The sequence below is a fragment of the bacterium genome (genome assembly GCA_016873475.1).
In the GTDB taxonomy this organism is placed as follows: Bacteria; Krumholzibacteriota; Krumholzibacteriia; order JACNKJ01; family JACNKJ01; genus VGXI01.
Window position 1 is genome coordinate 1 of sequence record VGXI01000054.1, and the last position, 17049, is coordinate 17049.

General features: G+C 73.6%; 13 protein-coding genes and 1 tRNA gene. All 14 read right to left on the bottom strand.

Features of this window, described 5'->3' with window-relative positions; genetic code table 11:
* Window positions 1-279: 279 nt before the first annotated feature.
* A tRNA-Gly gene (locus tag FJ251_06425) sits at window positions 280-355 on the bottom strand.
* 35 nt (window positions 356-390) lie between these two features.
* Entirely contained in the window at window positions 391-1308 is a 918-nt protein-coding gene (gene miaA / locus FJ251_06430; protein ID MBM4117369.1) for a tRNA (adenosine(37)-N6)-dimethylallyltransferase MiaA, read from the bottom strand.
* Window positions 1308-3095 (bottom strand): DNA mismatch repair endonuclease MutL, encoded by a 1788-nt coding sequence (mutL, locus tag FJ251_06435; protein MBM4117370.1) that lies wholly within the window; start codon window positions 3093-3095, stop codon window positions 1308-1310. The genes miaA and mutL overlap by 1 nt, the downstream gene beginning before the upstream one ends.
* Entirely contained in the window at window positions 3092-3892 is an 801-nt protein-coding gene (locus FJ251_06440) for a hypothetical protein (GenBank protein MBM4117371.1), read from the bottom strand. The genes mutL and FJ251_06440 overlap by 4 nt, the downstream gene beginning before the upstream one ends.
* Window positions 3889-6528, bottom strand: coding sequence for a DNA mismatch repair protein MutS (gene mutS / locus FJ251_06445; protein ID MBM4117372.1), 2640 nt, complete (start codon window positions 6526-6528; stop codon window positions 3889-3891). Before mutS ends, FJ251_06440 begins: the two co-directional genes overlap by 4 nt.
* On the bottom strand, window positions 6525-7430 hold the full coding sequence (locus FJ251_06450; protein ID MBM4117373.1) for an SPOR domain-containing protein: 906 nt from the start codon (window positions 7428-7430) through the stop codon (window positions 6525-6527). Before FJ251_06450 ends, mutS begins: the two co-directional genes overlap by 4 nt.
* Entirely contained in the window at window positions 7411-8577 is a 1167-nt protein-coding gene (locus FJ251_06455; protein MBM4117374.1) for a tetratricopeptide repeat protein, read from the bottom strand. The genes FJ251_06450 and FJ251_06455 overlap by 20 nt, the downstream gene beginning before the upstream one ends.
* On the bottom strand, window positions 8574-8918 hold the full coding sequence (locus FJ251_06460; GenBank protein ID MBM4117375.1) for a LapA family protein: 345 nt from the start codon (window positions 8916-8918) through the stop codon (window positions 8574-8576). The genes FJ251_06455 and FJ251_06460 overlap by 4 nt, the downstream gene beginning before the upstream one ends.
* A 2-nt stretch (window positions 8919-8920) precedes the next feature.
* On the bottom strand, window positions 8921-10285 hold the full coding sequence (gene miaB, locus FJ251_06465) for a tRNA (N6-isopentenyl adenosine(37)-C2)-methylthiotransferase MiaB (protein MBM4117376.1): 1365 nt from the start codon (window positions 10283-10285) through the stop codon (window positions 8921-8923).
* A 17-nt stretch (window positions 10286-10302) separates the two neighbouring features.
* Entirely contained in the window at window positions 10303-11724 is a 1422-nt protein-coding gene (locus tag FJ251_06470; GenBank protein MBM4117377.1) for a MiaB/RimO family radical SAM methylthiotransferase, read from the bottom strand.
* 6 nt (window positions 11725-11730) lie between these two features.
* Entirely contained in the window at window positions 11731-13629 is a 1899-nt protein-coding gene (locus tag FJ251_06475) for a 30S ribosomal protein S1 (GenBank protein ID MBM4117378.1), read from the bottom strand.
* A gap of 97 nt (window positions 13630-13726) precedes the next feature.
* Window positions 13727-15073, bottom strand: a complete 1347-nt coding sequence (locus FJ251_06480) for a (d)CMP kinase (GenBank protein ID MBM4117379.1) — start codon at window positions 15071-15073, stop codon at window positions 13727-13729.
* The gene (aroA, locus tag FJ251_06485) at window positions 15067-16464 is read right to left on the bottom strand and encodes a 3-phosphoshikimate 1-carboxyvinyltransferase (protein MBM4117380.1); all 1398 of its coding nucleotides are present in this window, start codon (window positions 16462-16464) and stop codon (window positions 15067-15069) included. The genes FJ251_06480 and aroA overlap by 7 nt, the downstream gene beginning before the upstream one ends.
* Window positions 16436-17049 (bottom strand): aminotransferase class I/II-fold pyridoxal phosphate-dependent enzyme (locus FJ251_06490; protein ID MBM4117381.1); only part of this gene is annotated, 614 nt, incomplete at its 5' end. The genes FJ251_06490 and aroA, both read right to left, overlap by 29 nt.

The window sequence follows — 17049 nt, forward strand, 5'->3', positions numbered from 1 at the left end:
GACTTCCTGCCCTTTGGCACCGATTGGCCGGGGGTGGATCGCCAGCTCCGCGTCGTCGCCGGCAGCGCCCAGGGCGCGGTCATCCTCGTCGATGGCGAGGCCGTCGAGCGCGAGGTCCTGGGCGGCCGCTTCACCTTCAATTGCAGCGAGGGCTGCGACTGCGGCCCCGGTGGCACCGCCAGCCTCTCCTTCGGCGAGGTCAAGCAGCTCTACTAGCGGCGCGCGAAAACGCAAACCCGGCTCCGCGATCGGGGCCGGGCCGGCGAGCACCTGGGCGCGCGGAGCGGGAAACGGGACTCGAACCCGCGACCCACGGCTTGGGAAGCCGTTGCTCTACCAACTGAGCTACTCCCGCTTCGTGACTCAAGCTAGCAGCGGGCTCCGGCCCTGTCAAGGCGACCCGCCTGGGGCGAGCAGGGCAGCCAGGCGCGCGGGCGTGTCGGGCGCGCGGGGATCGAGGACGAGTTCCGCCCGGCCCCGATGGCGGAACCAGGTCTCCTGACGCTTCGCGTACTGGCGCGTGCGCAGGAGCACCGCCGCGCGCAGCGCAGCGCGATCCAGCCGCCCGCGCAGGTGCGCCACGACCTCCGGGTAGCCCAGGGTCTGCAGGCCCGGCGCGGCCGGGTCCGCGCCCTCGCCGAGCAGGGCCGCGACTTCCTCGCGCCAGCCGCCGGCGAGCATCGCGTCCAGGCGCGCCGCGATGCGCTCGGCAAGCACCGGCCGCTCGAGGGCGAGCCAAACGCGGCGCCAGCGCAGGTCGACCGGGCGCTCGCGCCCGCGCGCGTGATGGGCCGCGAGCGGCTGCCCGGTCGCCAGACAGACCTCGAGCGCTCGCAGCAGGCGTTGGCGGTCGTTCGGGTGCAGGCGCGCGGCGCTCACCGGGTCGAGGGCCATCAGGCGCGCGTGCAGCGCCGGGCTCGCCAGTCCACCGAGCTCGCCACGCAGCGCCGCCAGGCGCGCGGCCGGCACGGCGAGCGGAAAGAGGCCCTCGCAGAGCGCTTCCAGGTAGAAGCCGGTACCGCCAACCACGATGGCCGGCGGCCGGTCCGCGCGCCGCAGCAGTGCGAGAGCGTCGCTCGCGAAGGCCTGGGCGGACCAGCGCCGCGCGAGCGGCAGGAAGTCGATGCCGTGATGTACGGCGCGCGCGCGCTCGGCGGCCGTGGGCTGAGCCGTGCCGACGCGCAGGCCGGCGTAGACCTGCCGGCTGTCCGCGCTGATCAGCTCGCGCCCCGCCCGCTCGGCCAGGTCCAGGGCGAGCGCGCTCTTGCCCGTGGCCGTGGCCCCCATGATGACGAGCACCTCGCGCATCAGTCGCCGGGCACCCGCCGGTGGAAGCGCTTCTCCAACTCGTCCATGCTGATGCGGATCACGATCGGCCGCCCGTGCGGGCAGGTGTAGGGATTCGCCGTCCCGAAGAGCTGGTCGACGAGCTCGCGCATCTCCTCCTCGCGCAGCGGCTCGCCAGCCTTGATCGCGCTCTTGCAGCAGAAGCTGATCAGGGCGCGGTCGCGCCGCTCGGCTACGCCGCCGCTCTCGGCGAGGATCTCGTCGAGAATGTCGCGAATCACCTGGCCGCCGTCCCAGCGGCGCAGGCCGTCCGGAATGCCCAGCACCGAGAGCGTGTTCGCGCCGAAGGCCTCGATCAGAAAGCCCAGCTCCGCGAAGAAGTCCGTCTGCTCCTGCCAGGCGGCCATCTCGGCCGGCCCCAGCTCGACGGTGTGCGGGAAGAGCAGGCGCTGCACCCCGGCCGGCTCACCGGCCAGGGCGGCGCGCGCGCGGTCGTAGAGCACGCGCTCGTGGGCATTGTGCTGGTCGATGATGACGAGGCCGCCACGGATCTGGGTCAGGATGAAGGTGTCGTGGAGCTGCCAGAAGCGCCGTTCCTCGCGCTCCGCTTCGCCGGATCGCCGACCGGCCAGCTCGCCCAGGCGCAGGAAGCCGCCCGCGCTCGCCGCTGCCGGAGCGGGGGCGCGCGGCGCCAGGGGCAGCGCCGCCTGCGCTGGAGCCGGCGCCGCACCCGCTGCGCTCGCCACCCCGCCGAGACGCGGCGCGCCGAGCTGCGCATCCTCGCTCGTTTGCAGCAGGCGCCGCAGACCCCCGCGTTCCCCCAGCGCGGCGCGGATGGCCTCCCCGACGAGATGGTGCACGAGCCGACCGTCCTTGAAGCGCACCTCGCGCTTGGCCGGGTGGACGTTCACGTCCACCAGCCCGGGCGGCGCTTCCAGGAAGAGCAGGCAGGCCGGGAAGCGCCCCGGCGGCAAGGACTCCGCGCAGGCCTGGGCGATCGCGTGGCTGACCTGGCGATCCTCGATGGGCCGGCGGCGCAGGTAGAGGAACTGGTGGCTGCGGTTGCCCCGGCTGACCAGGGGCAGCGTGATCAGGCCGCGCAGCGCGTAGCCGCTCGCGGCCGCCTGCAGGGGGACCATGTGCCTCGCCGTCGTCTCGCCGAGCAGCGCGGCGGCGCGGGCGCGGGCGTCGGGCGCCGGCGCGAGCTGCATCAGCTCGCGGCCCTCCTCGCGCAGCAGGAAGCGCAGCTCGGGATAGGCGAGCGCGTAGGTCTGCCAGACCTCGAGCAGGCGGCGCTTCTCCCCGCTCTCGCTGCGCAGGAACTTGCGCCGGGCCGGCAGGTCGCCGAAGAGTTCGCGCACGGTCACCGTGGTGCCGCGCGCGCGGGCGACGGGGCGCGGCGCCTCGATCTGCCCCGCGCGCCCCGTGATCGCCCAGCCGCTGTCGGCGCCTTCGACGCGGCTCGCCAGCTCGAGCAGCGACACCGAGGCGATGGCGGCCAGCGCCTCGCCGCGGAAGCCGAGCGTCTCGTCGCGCTCAAGGTCGGCGAGCGTGCGGATCTTGCTCGTCGCGTGCCGCTCGAGGGCCAGCGCCAGCTCTTCGCGGGGAATCCCGCTGCCGTCGTCGGCCAGGCGCAGGAGCGCGATCCCGCCCGCGGCAAACTCGAGTTCCAGGCTCGTCGCTCCGGCGTCGAGCGCGTTCTCGAGCAGCTCCTTGAGCACCGAGGCCGGCCGCTCGACCACCTCGCCGGCGGCGATGCGGTTCACGGTCTCGCTCGGCAGGACCCGGATCGCGGCGCGGCTGCTCACGCGTCGCTCTCGGCCAGCGCCCCGCGGCGCCGCAGGCGCTGCAGCGCCAGCTCGACGAGGGCCTTGGCGCTCTCGCCGTCGCGCGGGTAGCTCGCCTGCCCCGCCAGCACCCGCCAGGGTCCGGCAGGCTCTCCGGCCAGGGTCTCCAGCAGCGCGGCCTCCAGGCGGCGCCGCAGGGCGCTGGCCTGCTCGAGGGTTTCCGGCGCGAGGTGCAGCAGGTAGCCCTCCTGACTCAGCCCCCAGCTGTCAGAGCTGCGCCCGAGCCGCGCCGGCAGGCTGCGCAGCGGTTCGCCGAGGAAGGCGGCTTCGGAGAGCGCCCGGCCCTGGGCGTCCAACACGCGCAGGATGCTCAGCGTGAAGCCCAGGTGATAGCGCTGACTGCGCTGCAGCTCGCGCTGCAGTTCGCGGGCGAAGGCCGCGTAGGGCGCCCCCGTGAGCGGCGCCGGCGCCGCGCCGCTGGCCGGGGCGGGCGCGTCGCTTCCGGGCGGCGCCGCCCCCCCCCGCTGCGGCCAGCGCTCGGCAGCGGCCGCGAAGTCGAGGCAGGGCGCCGCCCCGGCCCGCGCTCGCCACTCGGGGCTGCAGACCCAGAGGTCCGCGGGCGGGACGGGCTCGCTGCCCGCCGGCGTCAGCAGGGGCAGCGCGCCGATCGCGGCCAGCAGCGCTGTCAGGCTCGCCGCCTCGGCGCTGCCCAGGGCGACCACCGTGGCCAGGCCCTCGCCCCGCAGCCGTTCGTAGAGGGGGAGCAGCTCGCCATCTCCACCGGCCAGGATCACCCGCTCCCCCGCCGCCATCGTCATCGAGCACCTCCGCTCGCTTCCCGCAGTTGCGCCTGCAGCTGGTGCAGGGCGTTCAGCGCCTCCAGCGGCGTCAGCGACTCCAGGTCCAGGGCCGCCAGACTGCGCAGCACGGCCTGCCGCCCGTCCGCGAAGAGCTCCAGCTGCGCCCGCCGCTCGCCGGGCGCGGGGGCGGGTCTCGCCATCGTCTGATCTTGCTCGATCCAATGCAAGAGCTGAAAGGCGCGCCGGATCACCTCGGCCGGCAGGCCGGCCAGGCGCGCCACGTGGATGCCGTAGCTGCGCTCGGCCGGGCCCGGCTCCACCCGGCGCAGGAAGACGACCGTCTCCTGCCACTCCTTGACGGTGACGTGGTAGTTGCGCAGGCGCGGCAGCTCGCCCTCCAGGCGCGTCAGCTCGTGGTAGTGCGTGGCGAAGAGCGTGCGCGGACGCAGGCCCGGGCCCGCAGCCGGCCCGTGCAGGTACTCGAGCACCGCCCAGGCCAGGCTGAGGCCGTCGTAGGTGCTCGTGCCGCGGCCGATCTCGTCCATGAGGACGAGACTGCGCTCGCCCAGCCCGCGCAGGATGGCCGCGGTCTCCTCCATCTCGATGAGGAAGGTGCTCTGGCCGCGGGCCAGGTTGTCGCTCGCGCCGACCCGCGTGAAGATCTTGTCCGTCAGCCCCACGCGCGCCGCGGCCGCCGGCACGAAGCTGCCCACATGGGCCAGCACGACGATCAGCGCCGTCTGCCGCAGGAAGGTGGACTTGCCGCCCATGTTCGGGCCGGTCAAGAGGTGGATCTGCTCGCGCTCCGGATCGAGACTGAGATCGTTGGGGATGAACTCGCCGCCGCCGGCGAGCAGGGCCTCGACGACCGGGTGGCGGCCCCCCCGGATCTCGAGCCGCGGCTCGCCGAGGATCTCCGGCCGGCAGAAGCATCCGCGCTCCGCGCACTCGGCCAGCGCGGCGAGCACGTCCAGGCTGGCGAGCGCCCGCGCGTTCGCCTGCAGCGCGAGGTGCTCGGCGAAGGCCTCCGCGCGCAGGGCCTCGAAGAGCTCCTGTTCCCGGCGCAGGCGCCGCTCGTCGGCGCTGAGGATCTCCTCCTCGCGGCTCTTGAGCGCCGGCGTGCTGTAGCGCAGGCTGTCCGTCAGCGTCTGTTTGAGCGTGAAGTCCGCCGGCACCTTGTCGCCCTGGCTGCGCCCCACCTCGAGGTAGTAGCCGAAGACGCGGTTGTAGCCGACCTTCAGCTTGGCGATGCCGCTGCGCGCCCGCTCCTGCTCCTGGAGGTCCAGGATCCACTGCCGGCCGTCACGGGTGAGCGCGCGCAGGCGGTCGAGCTCGGGATCGAAGCCGTCGGCGATGACGCCGCCTTCCGTCGTGCGCGCCGGCGGCTCCGCGACCAGCCCCGCCGCGAGCCGCGCGCCGAGCGCAGCGAGCGGCGCGATCTCGGCGGCGAGGCCGGCGAGCAGCGCACTCGCCCGCCCGTCGAGCGCCCCGCGGATCGCCGGCAGCAGCGCCAGCGTGTCGGCCAGGGCCTTGAGGTCGCGCGCTCGCGCCTGGCCGCCGCCGAGCCGGCCGACGAGGCGCTCGAGGTCGGCCGCCCGTCCCAGCAGCTCGCCCAGTTCGCGGCGCAGCGCCGCCTGGTCGATCAGCTCCGCGACCGCGTCCAGGCGCGCCTCGATGGCGCCGGCGTCCAGCAGGGGCGCGAGCAGCCAGCGCGCCAGGAGGCGCGCGCCCATCCGCGTGCGGCAGCGGTTGAGCTGGCCGAAGAGCGTGGCGGCCGGGTCCTCGCCGCGCAGGGGCCTGAGCAGCTCGAGATTCTCGACCGTCACGCGATCGAGGACCATCGCCGTCTCCGCCCGCAGGAACTGGATGCGGTCCACGTGGGCGAGCTCGCTCCGCTTGAGCTCGTGGAAGTAGGCGAGCAGGGCGCCCGCGGCGCGCTGGATCGCCTCCTCCCCCGGCCGGAAGCCGAGCAGCTCGCTGCGGCCGACGCCGAAGTGCCGGCAGAGCGCGCTCTCGGCCTCGCTGGCGAGAAAGTCCCAGGCCCGGCGCGGCGTCAGGTGCAGCTCCGGGTAGAGCGCGCGCAGCTCGCGCAGCCAGGGCGCCTCCTCGAGGCCCTCCGGGTGGATCAGCTCGCGGACGCGGAAACGGGCCGGCAGACCGAGGGCCAGCGTCGCCGCGTCCTCGCCGGCGATCAGCTCGCCGCTGGCGATGTCGCCCAGCGCGTAGCCGAGGCGACCCGTCGCCCCCGGCTGCAGCGCGAGGCAGTAGCTGGCCTCGTCAGCCGGCAGGAACTCCTCGATCGCCACCGTGCCCGGAGTGATCACCTCCGTCACCGCGCGCTCGACGACCCCCTTGGCGAGGGCGGGGTCCTCCATCTGCTCGCAGATCGCGACGCTGTGGCCGGCCCGCAGCAGGCGATGGATGTAGGTGTTGACCGAGTGATGCGGGACGCCGGCGAGTGGCACGGGCTCGCCCTCGCTCTTGCCCCGCGTCGTGAGCGTGATGCCGAGGACGCGGCTGGCGGTCACGGCGTCCTCGTAGAAGGTCTCGTAGAAATCGCCCATGCGGTAGAGCAGGATGCGGTCCGGATGCTCGCGCTTGATCCGGTGGTACTGCTCCATCATGGGGGTCGGGCCGCCGCGCGGACGGCTCATCGGCGCGCCCCGCTCTCCGCCGCGTTCGCCGGCGCCGGGCGGAAGAGGACGTAGTCCAGCCCGTAGCGCAGGCGCAGCTGCTCCCCCAGCGCGCGCGCCTCCGTCTCGCTCGCGAAGGCCGGCGAGCAGACCCGGTAGAGCGTCTGGCCGCCCTGCAGACCGGGGACGAGTTCGGCCGCCTGGCCGTAGGCCTGGATGGCCGAGAGCAGCCGCCGCGCGCCCGGGGCCTCCTGGAAGACGCCCCACTGCACCCGCAGGTCGGTTCCCCGGGCGGCGCTCGGCGCGGCGCCCTCCGGTGCGGCGCCGGCGCGCGGCGCGCTCTCGGGCAGCCCCTGCATCAGCTCGAGGGCCGCCGGCGCGAAGACCGCACCGGGTTCCCGCCGGAGGAGGTCGCCGAGCACCTGGCGCGCCCGCGCCGTCTCGCCGAGGGCCTGGGCGACGCGCGCGCGCCAGTAGAGCGACTCCGCGTCGTCGGCGGCGAAGGCCTCCCGCCAGCGCTCGCGCTCCAAACTGCTCCAGGTCGCGGGCTTGCTGGTGAGCGCGAGCAGGAGGCCGAGACTCGGCGAGAGGTCGCGCCGCCGGGCCAGGAGCCGAAGGGCCGCGCTGCCCTCGCCCTGGCTGAGCAGGGCGCGACCCAGCCGCTCGGCCTCCGCGTCCGCGAGCCGCTCGACGTCCCCCACGCCCAGCTCCCGGGTCAGCGCCTGGTAGAAGCCGGCGGCGAAGCGGTAGTCGCGCGCCTCGGCGGGCGGCAGCTTCCCCACGGAGACGCCGGCGGCCCGCGGTGGGGTCGGCCAGGGACCGGCGGCGGCGGGGACCGCCAGGGCGAGCAGGAGGCAGCCGGCGACCAGCCGCGCTGGGCGCCGTCCGCCCCCGCCCCCACCCTCAGCGGGTGCGCTGGACACGGGGCTCCTCGCGCACGGGCTCGTAGCTCTTGAAGGCGTGGCAGGCCGGGCAGTACCAGCGGGGACGGGCGTGCTCGACGCCGCAGGTCCGGCAGCGATGGGTCGTGACGCGCGGCGCCGCCTCGCCCGCCCAGCGCTCCAGCCAGCGCCGCGCCCGCTCGGGCTGCTCCCAGTCCAGGAGCAGCGCCGCCGCCCGCCCCGCGGTGGCCGCATCGGCCTCGAGGCCCGGGTCGAGCAGGTGGGCCGCCTCGTCGCGGCGCCCGCGCTTCTGGAGAATGCGCGCGAGCGCGAAGCGCGCCGGCCAGAAGTCGGCGTCCCGGCTGAGCACCTCCTGATAGACGAACTGGATCTCGTGATAGCGTCCGAGATCGAAGAACTGCTTCTCCATGCGCTGGTAGTCGTCCTCCGAGCCCGGCTGCGCCGTGAGGGCGAGGCGCTGGAGGCCGTCGGCGGCCTCCTGTTCCCTGCCCTCGCGGAGAGCGAGGTCGACGGACAGGCGCAGAGCGGGCAGGCAGTCGGGTTCGAGCTTGAGGGCTTCCTCGATGGCCTTGCCCGCCTCGCGCTGGCGCTGCTCGGCGAGGAAGCGCCGCGCCAGCTCGCTGTGCAGGATGGCCAGCTCGTCGGCGCGGCTCGCGCCCTCCAGCTTGTGCGCGCGCTTGAGCGCCTGCTCGGCGCGCTCGCCGTCGAGCTTGCGCAGATAGACCTGACAGAGGCGGCGGTAGATGGCCGGATCGCGCGCGTCGAGCTTGCGCAGTTCGTCCAGCTGCGTGAGGGCGTCGTCCCAGCGACCGGCGGCGAGGTAGTCCTCGGCCAGGCCGCGCAGGATACGCTGGCGAACGGCCGGGCTCCAGTTCGTGTTCACGGCCAGGGAGCGGTGCAGGTGGATCGCCTTCTTGAGCTGCCCTTCGGCGCGCGAGAGCTCGGCGAGGCGCAGGTAGGCATCGACGCCGCCCTGGCCGTGCTGGACCGCGGCCTGCAGCTCGCCCAGCGCCCGGCCGGTGTCGCCGTCGGCGAGGGCCTCCAGCGCGGCGACGTGGTGGTCGGTGATGGGCAGCTTCGGCTTCGCCCCCCGCTGCCGGCGGTAGACGATCAGGCCCACCACGAGGACGACGAGCGTGATGGGCAGCAGCCAGCCGATGTCCGTCACGGCAGGCGCAGCCCCGCGTCATAACCGCTGCCCGTGTCCGACAGCTCGTCCAGCGGCAAGTTGCGCAGGTCGCGCAGCTCGCGGTCCTTGTTCTCGCTCTGGCGGCGGAGCCGGCGGATCTCCGCGCGCAGGCGCCACTCGCGGGCGATCGAAAAGAGGTAGTAGAAGAGCACGCCGAACAGGAAGAAGGTCACCATCACCAGCGGCAGCGGGCTGTTGTCGATCACGTTCGCGTCGCCGAACCAGTACTGCACGCGTACTTCCTCGGTGGCATTGAGGCTCCAGAGCACGAGCATCAGGGCGAGCGCGACGACGAAGAAGAACCGCTGCAGGATCCACATGCTCAGCCTCCCGGGGCGGCGTCCGCCAGGTCGGCGAGCAGGCTGGTCCCCGCGATCGCCGTCGGTCGGACACGGATCTTCATCCCGATGCGCAGGTCGGGGCGGGCCTCAACGATCACCCGCAGATTGTTGCGGGTGCGTCCGCGCAGGCGAGTTTCGTCCTTTTTGCTGGGTTCATCAAGCAGTATCTCCAGCTCGCGGCCGAGCTGCGCGGCGAGCACGGCCTGCGTCTGCCGGTCCTGCGCAGCGCTCAGGCGCGCGAGGCGCTCCTCCTTCACCGCGGCCGGCAGCTCCGCGCCGCCCCGGCGCGAGGCGAGCGTGCCCTCGCGCGGCGAGTACTTGAACATGAAGGCCGCGCTGAAGCCCTGCCGCTCCACGACGTCCAGGGTCGCCTGGAAGTCGGCCTCCGTCTCGCCCGGGTAGCCGACGATGATGTCCGTCGAGTAGAGCAGGTCCGGAATCTCGCGCCGCCCCTCGGCGAGGATGGCCTCGTACTCCTCGATGCGGTAGCGTCGGTTCATCGCTGACAGGATCGCGTTGCTGCCGGACTGGAAGGGCAGGTGGATGCCGGTGCCCACCTTGGGCAGGGCGCTGATGGCCGCGAACAGAGCGGGCGTCATGTCCGTCGGGTAGCTGGTCAGGAAGCGGATGCTCTGGATGCCCTCCACCGCGTGCAGCTTGGCGAGCAGGCCCGCGAAGTCGACGCCGGCGAAGGCGTAGCTGGAGATCGTCTGCCCGAGCAGGGTGACCTCGAAGGCGCCCCGCGCGGCGAGCAGCTCGACCTCCTCGACGATCTCGCGCCAGTCCTTGCTGCGCTCGCGGCCCCGCGTGTAGGGCACGATGCAGTAGGCGCAGAACTTGTCGCAGCCGTGCATGACGGCCACGAAGTGGGTGCCGCCGGGCGGCGCGCTCTTGGGCTTCGCCTGGTAGGTGACGAGGTCGTCGAAATCCGTGAAGTAGTTCGCGGCGTCCGGCCGCGGCGAGGCCTCGACCTGGGCGAGAATGCGCGGAAGCCGCTTGTACTGGAGCGGCCCGACGACGAAGTCGACACGGCTCCGCCCACGGCCGCCGCCAAACAGGGCCGGCCCCAGGCGCTGCGCCATGCAGCCGACGACGCCCAGCAGGAGGCGCTCGCGACGGCCCCGGCGCAGGCCGTCGAGCTGGCTGATGCGCCCGAGCACCCGCTGCTCGGCCTGATCCCGCACCGAGCAGGTGTTGATGATGATGAGGTCCGAGTCCTCCGGCCGCGCCACGGCCTCGAGCCCGGCCGCCTCCAGCACGCCCTCGATCACCTGGGAGTCGTAGGCGTTCATCTGGCAGCCGTAGGTCTCGATGTAGAAGCGGCGCGCCGCCCTCGCCTCGCCCATCCTGCTCCTTTCTCCGCCTAGACCGGCGCGCCGGCCCCCACCGCTTCCGCGCTGAGGAGCGGACCGGCGGTTCCCGTCACGCGGGCCGCCAGCAGCTCGCCGGCCGCCGCGCGCGCGCCCCGCAGGGCCACGCGCTGGTAGTTCTCGCTGGTGCCGATCCAGACGCCGCCCGCGCCCTGCTCCTCGGTGATCACGGCCAGGCGGCGCCCCCGCTGTCGCTCCCGGTAGGCGGCGCCCTTCTCCGCCAGCAGCTCGCGCAGGGCCCGTCCGCGCGCGGCCTTCTCCGCCGCCGTCCCGCCCCCCGGCAGGGCGGCTGCGGCCGTGCCCGGCCGCGGCGAGAAGGGAAAGACGTGCCCGTAGGCGAGCGGGAGCGAGGCCACGAAGTCCAACCCGCGCGCGAAGGCGGCCGCGTCCTCGCCCGGGTGGCCGACGATGAGGTCCGTGCCCAGGCAGGGATCGACCAGCTCCGCGCAGAGCGTCTCCGCCAGCGCGCGGTAGTGGGCCTGCCGGTAGGGCCGCTTCATCGCCCGCAGGACGCCGTCGTCGCCGCTTTGCAGCGACAGGTGGAAGTGCGGGCACAGCCGCGCCGGCTCGGCGCGGAAGAGGGCGCGCAGGGCCGGGCTCAGGTGCCGCGGCAGCAGGGAGCCGAGACGGAAGCGCAGGTCGCGGGTGCCGGCCAGCAGCTGCTCGAGCAGGGCCGCGAGATCGCGCGCCGCCCCGTCGGGATCGCGGTAGAAGCCGAGCTGGATGCCCGAGAGAACGACCTCCCGGTACCCGTGCTCGGCGAGCAGGCGCGCGCGCCCCAGGGTCTCGGCCGCGCCGCGGCTGCGGCTCGCGCCGCGCGCCCGCGGCACGATGCAGAAGCTGCAGCGCAGGTTGCAGCCGTCCTGGATCTTGAGGATGGCGCGGCCGCGCCCGTCCAGGCGGGTGATCGGGTCGTCCCCGACGCGCGCCGGGAAACTCTGCGCCTGCGGCGCCGCGCCCGCGAGCAGCGCGAGCAACTCGCCCTTGCGGCGATTGCCGACGACCAGGTCCACGCCCGGCAGCGCCGCGCCGCCGGCCGGGTCGACCTCGGCCAGGCAACCCGTGAGGAGCACCCGTCCCTGCGCGCTGGCCCGGCGCGCGCGGGCGACGAGGCGGCGCAGATCGGCGTCGGCGCCGGCCGTCACCGTGCAGGAGTTGATGACCGTGAGATCGGCCGGCTCGCCGAAGCGCACGAGCTCCCAGCCCTGGGCGAGGAAGCGCTCCAGGAGCACCTGGGTGTCGTACTGGTTCACCTTGCAGCCCTGCGTGACCAGGGCCACGCGTCCGGGACCGCCAAGCGGAGTCGCCACGCGCACCACCAGTCGGTTAAGGCGAAGGGGAGGCCCGGCTCTCCGACCTCCCCTCGCCACGATCGATCCCGGCGGGGGCCGCGCCGCGGCCCCCGCCCGAGGCAAGCGCGACTAGGCGTCGCCCTCCGGCAGCTCGTCGAGGCCGGCGGCGAGGTCGCCCTCGTCCATGTCCATCCCCTCCTCCTCGGGCTTCTTCTCGCGCGCCGTGAAGCGGGGCTTGCCGTACTTGTCCATGTACTCCTTGTGCGCCTCGCCCCCCTCTTCGCGCAGGCGGTCGCCCACGGAGAGGACGATGCGCCGGCCCTCGTGGTCGACCTTGATCACCTTGGCGGGGATCAGGTCGTCCTCGGCGAAGTGGAGCTCGGGCTGCTTGATGTTGCGGTCGCCGAGGTGGCTGACGGGGATGAAGCCCTCGACGCCGTCCTCGACCTCCACCACCACGCCCCGCTCCAGCGGGCGCACGACCTTCGCCTCGACGAAGGTGCCCTCGACGTACTTCGTGCTCAGCTCGAGCCAGGGATCCGGGGTCAGCTGCTTGACGCCCAGGCTGATGCGACGGATATCCTTGTCGATCGCCAGGATGACGACCTCGATGTCGTCGCCCTTGGCCAGCATCTCGCGCGGGTGGCGGATGCGCCGCGTCCAGCTCATGTCGCTGATGTGCACGAGGCCGTCGATGCCCTCCTCCAGCTCCACGAAGGCGCCGAAGTTCGTCAGATTCCGCACCTTGCCGGGCACGATCGAGCCGATCGGGTACTTGTCGTCCAGCGTGTCCCAGGGATCGGGCTCGGTCTGCTTGAGGCCGAGGCTGATCTTCTCGTTCTCGCGGTCGACGGCGAGGACCTTCGCCTCCACCTCCTGGCCGATGCTCACGATCTTGCTCGGGTGCTTGACGTGGCGGGTCCAGCTCATCTCGCTGATGTGGATGAGGCCCTCGACGCCCTTCTCGAGCTCGACGAAGGCGCCGTAGTCCGTGATCGAGACGACCTTGCCCTTGACCACCGATTCGACGGGGAACTTCGCCTCGACGTTGTCCCAGGGGTAGGGCGTCAGCTGCTTCAGGCCCAGGCTGATGCGCTCGCGCTCGAGGTCGATGTCCAGCACCTTGACCTCGATCTCGGTGCCGATCGCGACCAGCTCGCTCGGGTGGCTGATGCGGCCCCAGCTCATGTCGGTCAGGTGGAGCAGGCCGTCGATGCCGCCCAGGTCCACGAAGGCCCCGAAGTCGGTGATGTTCTTGACGGTGCCGCGCCGCACCTGGCCCTTGGCCAGCTCCTGGATGATCTGGGCCTTGAGGCGGTTGCGCTCCTCCTCGAGGACCGTGCGGCGGCTGACCACGATGTTGCGGCGCCGCTTGTTGAGCTTGATGATCTTGAAGGCGAAGCTCTGGCCGATGAGGGCCTCCAGGTCCGGCACCTGGCGCAGGGCGACCTGGCTGCCGGGCAGGAAGGCGTCCACGCCGAGGAAGCGCACGACGAGGCCGCCCTTGATGCGGCGGTCGACGGTGCCCTCCATGATGTTGCCGGTGTCGTAGGCGTCCTTGATCGTGTCCCAGACCTTGAGGAAGTCGGCCTTCTCCTTGGAGAGCACGACCAGGCCGTCCTGGTCCTCCAGGCTCTCGAGGAAGACGTCCACCTCGTCGCCGACCTTGATCGGCTGGCTGCCGAACTCCGCGCGCGGAATGTAACCCTCGCTCTTGAAGCCGACGTTGATCTGCACCTCGTTCTCGCCGATGTGCAGGATGCTGCCGCGGACGATCTCGCCCTCCTTGATCTCCTTGAGGGTCTGCTCGTACTGGAGCATCTGCTCCTCGAAGCTGACCTCGCGGCGGATCGCGCTCTTGCCGACGCCCAGCTCCTCGACCTCCAGGCCGAGACGGGCGTTCAGTCGCCGGTCCTTGCGCGTCGCCTCGCCGGCCGACGCGGTGTCGCTCTCACCCCCCTTCTTGCTGATTTCGGAGCTCGCCTGGTGCTCGCCAGGGCCCGTGGGGGTCGAGTGCGTGAAGTCCATGGACGCGTTTCCTCCTCAGGGTGATGGTCGCGCCGCCCGGCGATGGCGCCGGGCAACCCGTTGACAGTAGGTCACAAGGCCCTGAAATGCAAGGGGCTCAGGGGCCGCCCGCCTCGCGCTGGAGGCCGGCGATCTCGGCCATGACGCCCTCGCCGAAGGCGTCCAGGAGCGCCCGGCCGCCGAGCCCGCGCGCGGCCAGGGGGGCGATGTGCAGGGGGCGCCCGATCCAGACCTCGATGCGGCTGTGGCGCCGCAGCGCGGCGCGCGGGCGCGCCGTCCCCTTGATGAAGAGCGGCAGCACGGGCGCGCCGCTCTCCTCGGCGAGGAGCCCGAGCCCGAACTTCGCGCGACCGAGGTGGCCCACCGGCTTGCGCGTGCCCTCCGGAAAGAAGAGCACGACGCCGCCCGCCTCGAGCCGCTGGCGCAGGCTGTCGAAACAGGCGCGATCGAAGGTGCCGCGCCGGATCGGCACGGCGCCGAAGGCGCGAATCAGGGCCCCGAAGAGCGCGGGCCGGAAGAGCTCCCGCTTGGCGACGAAGTTGACCGGCCGCGGCACCGCGCTGCCCGCCACCAGCGGGTCGAGCCCGGCGATGTGGTTCGCGGCCACGAGCAGCGGGCCGCGCAGGCGCGCCCGCTCGGCGTGGCGGATGCGGAATCCGAAGAGCAGGCCGAAGACGGCGCGCAGGGCGTGCCAGACGACGAAGTAGTGCGGCCGCATGCGCGGCGCCGGCAGGGCGCGGGTGTCGGCGGTGTAGAGCAGTTCCTCCGGAGAGATCAGGGGCGCCGGCCAGCGCGCCTCGGCCAGGCGCGCGATCTCCGCGACGAGCTCGGCGACGCCCAGACGGCTGTTGTCCAGCACCACGGCGTCCGGCGGTCGCACGAGCGGCGAGTGGCTGCGCTCGCTGTCCAGACGGTCGCGCCGCGCGAGCTCCGCCTCCACCTGCGCCGCATCCACGGCGCGCCCCTGGCCCCGGAAGTCCCCCGCCCGCCGCTGCGCCCGCAGCGGCGCCGGCGCGTCGAGGAAGAGCTTCAGCTCGGCCTGCGGGAAGACGACGCTGCCCATGTCGCGGCCCTCGGCGATGCAGTCGCGGCCCTCGGCGAAGCGGCGCTGCACCTGGACGAGATGCGCGCGCAGGGCCGGCAGGGCGCTGAAGGCGCTCACGGCCGCCGTCACCGCCGCGCCGCGGATCTCCTCGCTGACGTCCTCGCCGCCGAGGAAGAGCCGCACGACGCCCTTCCGGTAGCGGTAGCGCACGGCGAGGCCGGCGAGGAAGGCGTCCAGCGCGGGCCCCTCGGCGGGAGGGAGTCCCGCGCGCAGCGCGGCGAGGGTCGCCGTCCGGTAGAGCGCGCCGCTGTCGAGGTAGTCCAGTCCCAGGGCTTCGGCCACCGCCCGGGCGACGGTGCTCTTGCCGCTGGCGGCGGGGCCATCGATGGTGATCAGCATGCCGCCTCGTCCGCGTCCGCCTCCGGCTCGTCCTGCTCGCGGCTGAGGGCGCCGTCGCTGAAGCGGCGGAGGAGGCCGGGGAACTCGGGGAAGCTCGTCGCCACGCAGGCCGTGTCCCGCACGCGGCTCTCGCCGCGGCTGACCAGACCGAGCACGGCCGCCGCCATCGCGAGGCGGTGGTCGCCGCCGGAGTCGATCTCGGCCCCGCGCAGAGCGCCCCCGCCCGCGACCACGAGATCGTCGCCCTCCACGCGCGCACTCGCCCCGAAGGCCGTCAGGAGGGCGGCCGTCGCGGCCAGACGGTCGCTCTCCTTCACCCGCAGCTCGGCGAGCCCGCGCAAGCGGCTCTCCCCCGTCGCCCGCGCGGCGAGCACGGCGAGGAGGGGAATCTCGTCGATCAGGCGGGGCAGCTCCTCCGGTTGGATCTCCGTCGCGCGCAGGCTGGAGTGCTGCGCGAGCAGATCCGCCACCGGCTCGCCGCCCTCCTCGCGCGGATGGTAGAGCGCGAAACGGGCCCCCATGCGCTGGAGGACGTCGAGGAAGCCCGTGCGCGTCGGGTTGACGCCCAGGTTCTTGACGAGCACGCTGCCGCCCTCGACCAGCAGCGCCGCCGCGATCAGGAAGGCCGCGCTCGAGAGGTCCCCTGGCACGCGCAGGTCGACGCAGCGCAGGGACTGCGGGCCCGCCAGGTGCAGGACGCCCTCGCCGTCGCGCCCCAGCCGGGCGCCCATGCGCGCGAGCAGGCGCTCGCTGTGGTCGCGGCTGAGCTGCGGCTCGCGGTAGGTCGAAGGCCCCGTCGCCTGCAGGGCGGCGAGCAGGAAGGCGCTCTTCACCTGCGCGCTGGCGACCGGGCTCGTCCAGACGCAGCCCTTGAGCGGGGCGCCGCGCAGCGTGAGGGGCGCCGTGCCCTCCGGGCTGAGCGTGAGCGCGGCGCCGAGCGCCGCGAGCGGCGCCTGGACGCGCGCCATCGGCCGGCGCCGCAGGGAGGCATCTCCGTCCAGCGTGACGCTGAAGTCCTGCGCGGCGAGCAGGCCGCAGGCCAGGCGCAGGGTGGTGCCGGAGTTGCCCGCATCCAGGGTCACCCCCGGGGCGCGGAAGCGTCCACCGCGGCCGAACAGGCGCCAGCTCGTGCGCTCCTCCCCCGCCACCGGCTCGATGCGCGCGCCGATCGCCTCGGCGATGGCACGGCTGCGGGCGCAGTCGGCGCCGGCGTTGGCGCCGCGCACGCGGGACTCGCCCTCGCCGAGGGCGCCGAAGAGGAAGGCCCGATGCGTGATCGACTTGTCGCCCGCAGCGACCCAGCGGCCGCGCAGCTTCTTCGCCGGTCGGATCAGGTAGCTCACGCGAACGCCCGATCCCCGCTCAACGCGCCGGGCGCTGCGCGAGCAGATCGCCCAGTGCCTCGATGAGGCGGCGGTTCTCCGCCGCGAGCCCGACGCTGATGCGCACGGCGTTCACCGCGCTGGCGAAGCTGCCCATCGGCCTGACGATGACACCCTGCTCGAGCAGCCGCTCGTAGGCAAGATTGGCGTCGATCGGCAGGAAGGCCATCACGAAGTTGGTCTGGCTGGGCAGCACGCGGCAGCCGAGGGCCGCGAGCTGCTCGCCCAGGTACTGCCGGCCCGCGCTGTTCTCCGCCTTGATGCGGCGCACGCGCTCGCTCTCGCCCAGAGCGGTCAGGGCCGCCACCTGCGAGAGCGAGTTCACGTTGAAGGGGGGCCGTCCGCGCTCGAGCACGGGCAGCAGCTGCGGGTGCGCGACGCAATAGCCCACGCGCAGGCCGGCCAGCGAGTGGATCTTGCTGAAGGTGCGCAGGACGACGAGGTTCGGGTGCTTGACCTGCCAATCCAGGGTCTGCGGGTAGTCCCGCGCGTCGACGTACTCGTAGTAGGCTTCGTCGACCACCACGAGCACCGACTCCGGGACGCGGTCCAGGAAGTCGTGCAACTCGTCGGCGCGCGTGTAGGTGCCGGTGG

Bases quoted from the DNA above. Each gene is read 5' to 3' on its own strand.
- miaA (MBM4117369.1), bottom strand. From the start codon at position 1,308: ATGCGCGAGGTGCTCGTCATCATGGGGGCCACGGCCACGGGCAAGAGC.
- FJ251_06440 (MBM4117371.1), bottom strand. From the start codon at position 3,892: ATGACGATGGCGGCGGGGGAGCGGGTGATCCTGGCCGGTGGAGATGGC.
- mutS (MBM4117372.1), bottom strand. From the start codon at position 6,528: ATGAGCCGTCCGCGCGGCGGCCCGACCCCCATGATGGAGCAGTACCAC.
- FJ251_06460 (MBM4117375.1), bottom strand. From the start codon at position 8,918: ATGTGGATCCTGCAGCGGTTCTTCTTCGTCGTCGCGCTCGCCCTGATG.
- miaB (MBM4117376.1), bottom strand. From the start codon at position 10,285: ATGGGCGAGGCGAGGGCGGCGCGCCGCTTCTACATCGAGACCTACGGC.
- FJ251_06475 (MBM4117378.1), bottom strand. From the start codon at position 13,629: ATGGACTTCACGCACTCGACCCCCACGGGCCCTGGCGAGCACCAGGCG.
- FJ251_06480 (MBM4117379.1), bottom strand. From the start codon at position 15,073: ATGCTGATCACCATCGATGGCCCCGCCGCCAGCGGCAAGAGCACCGTC.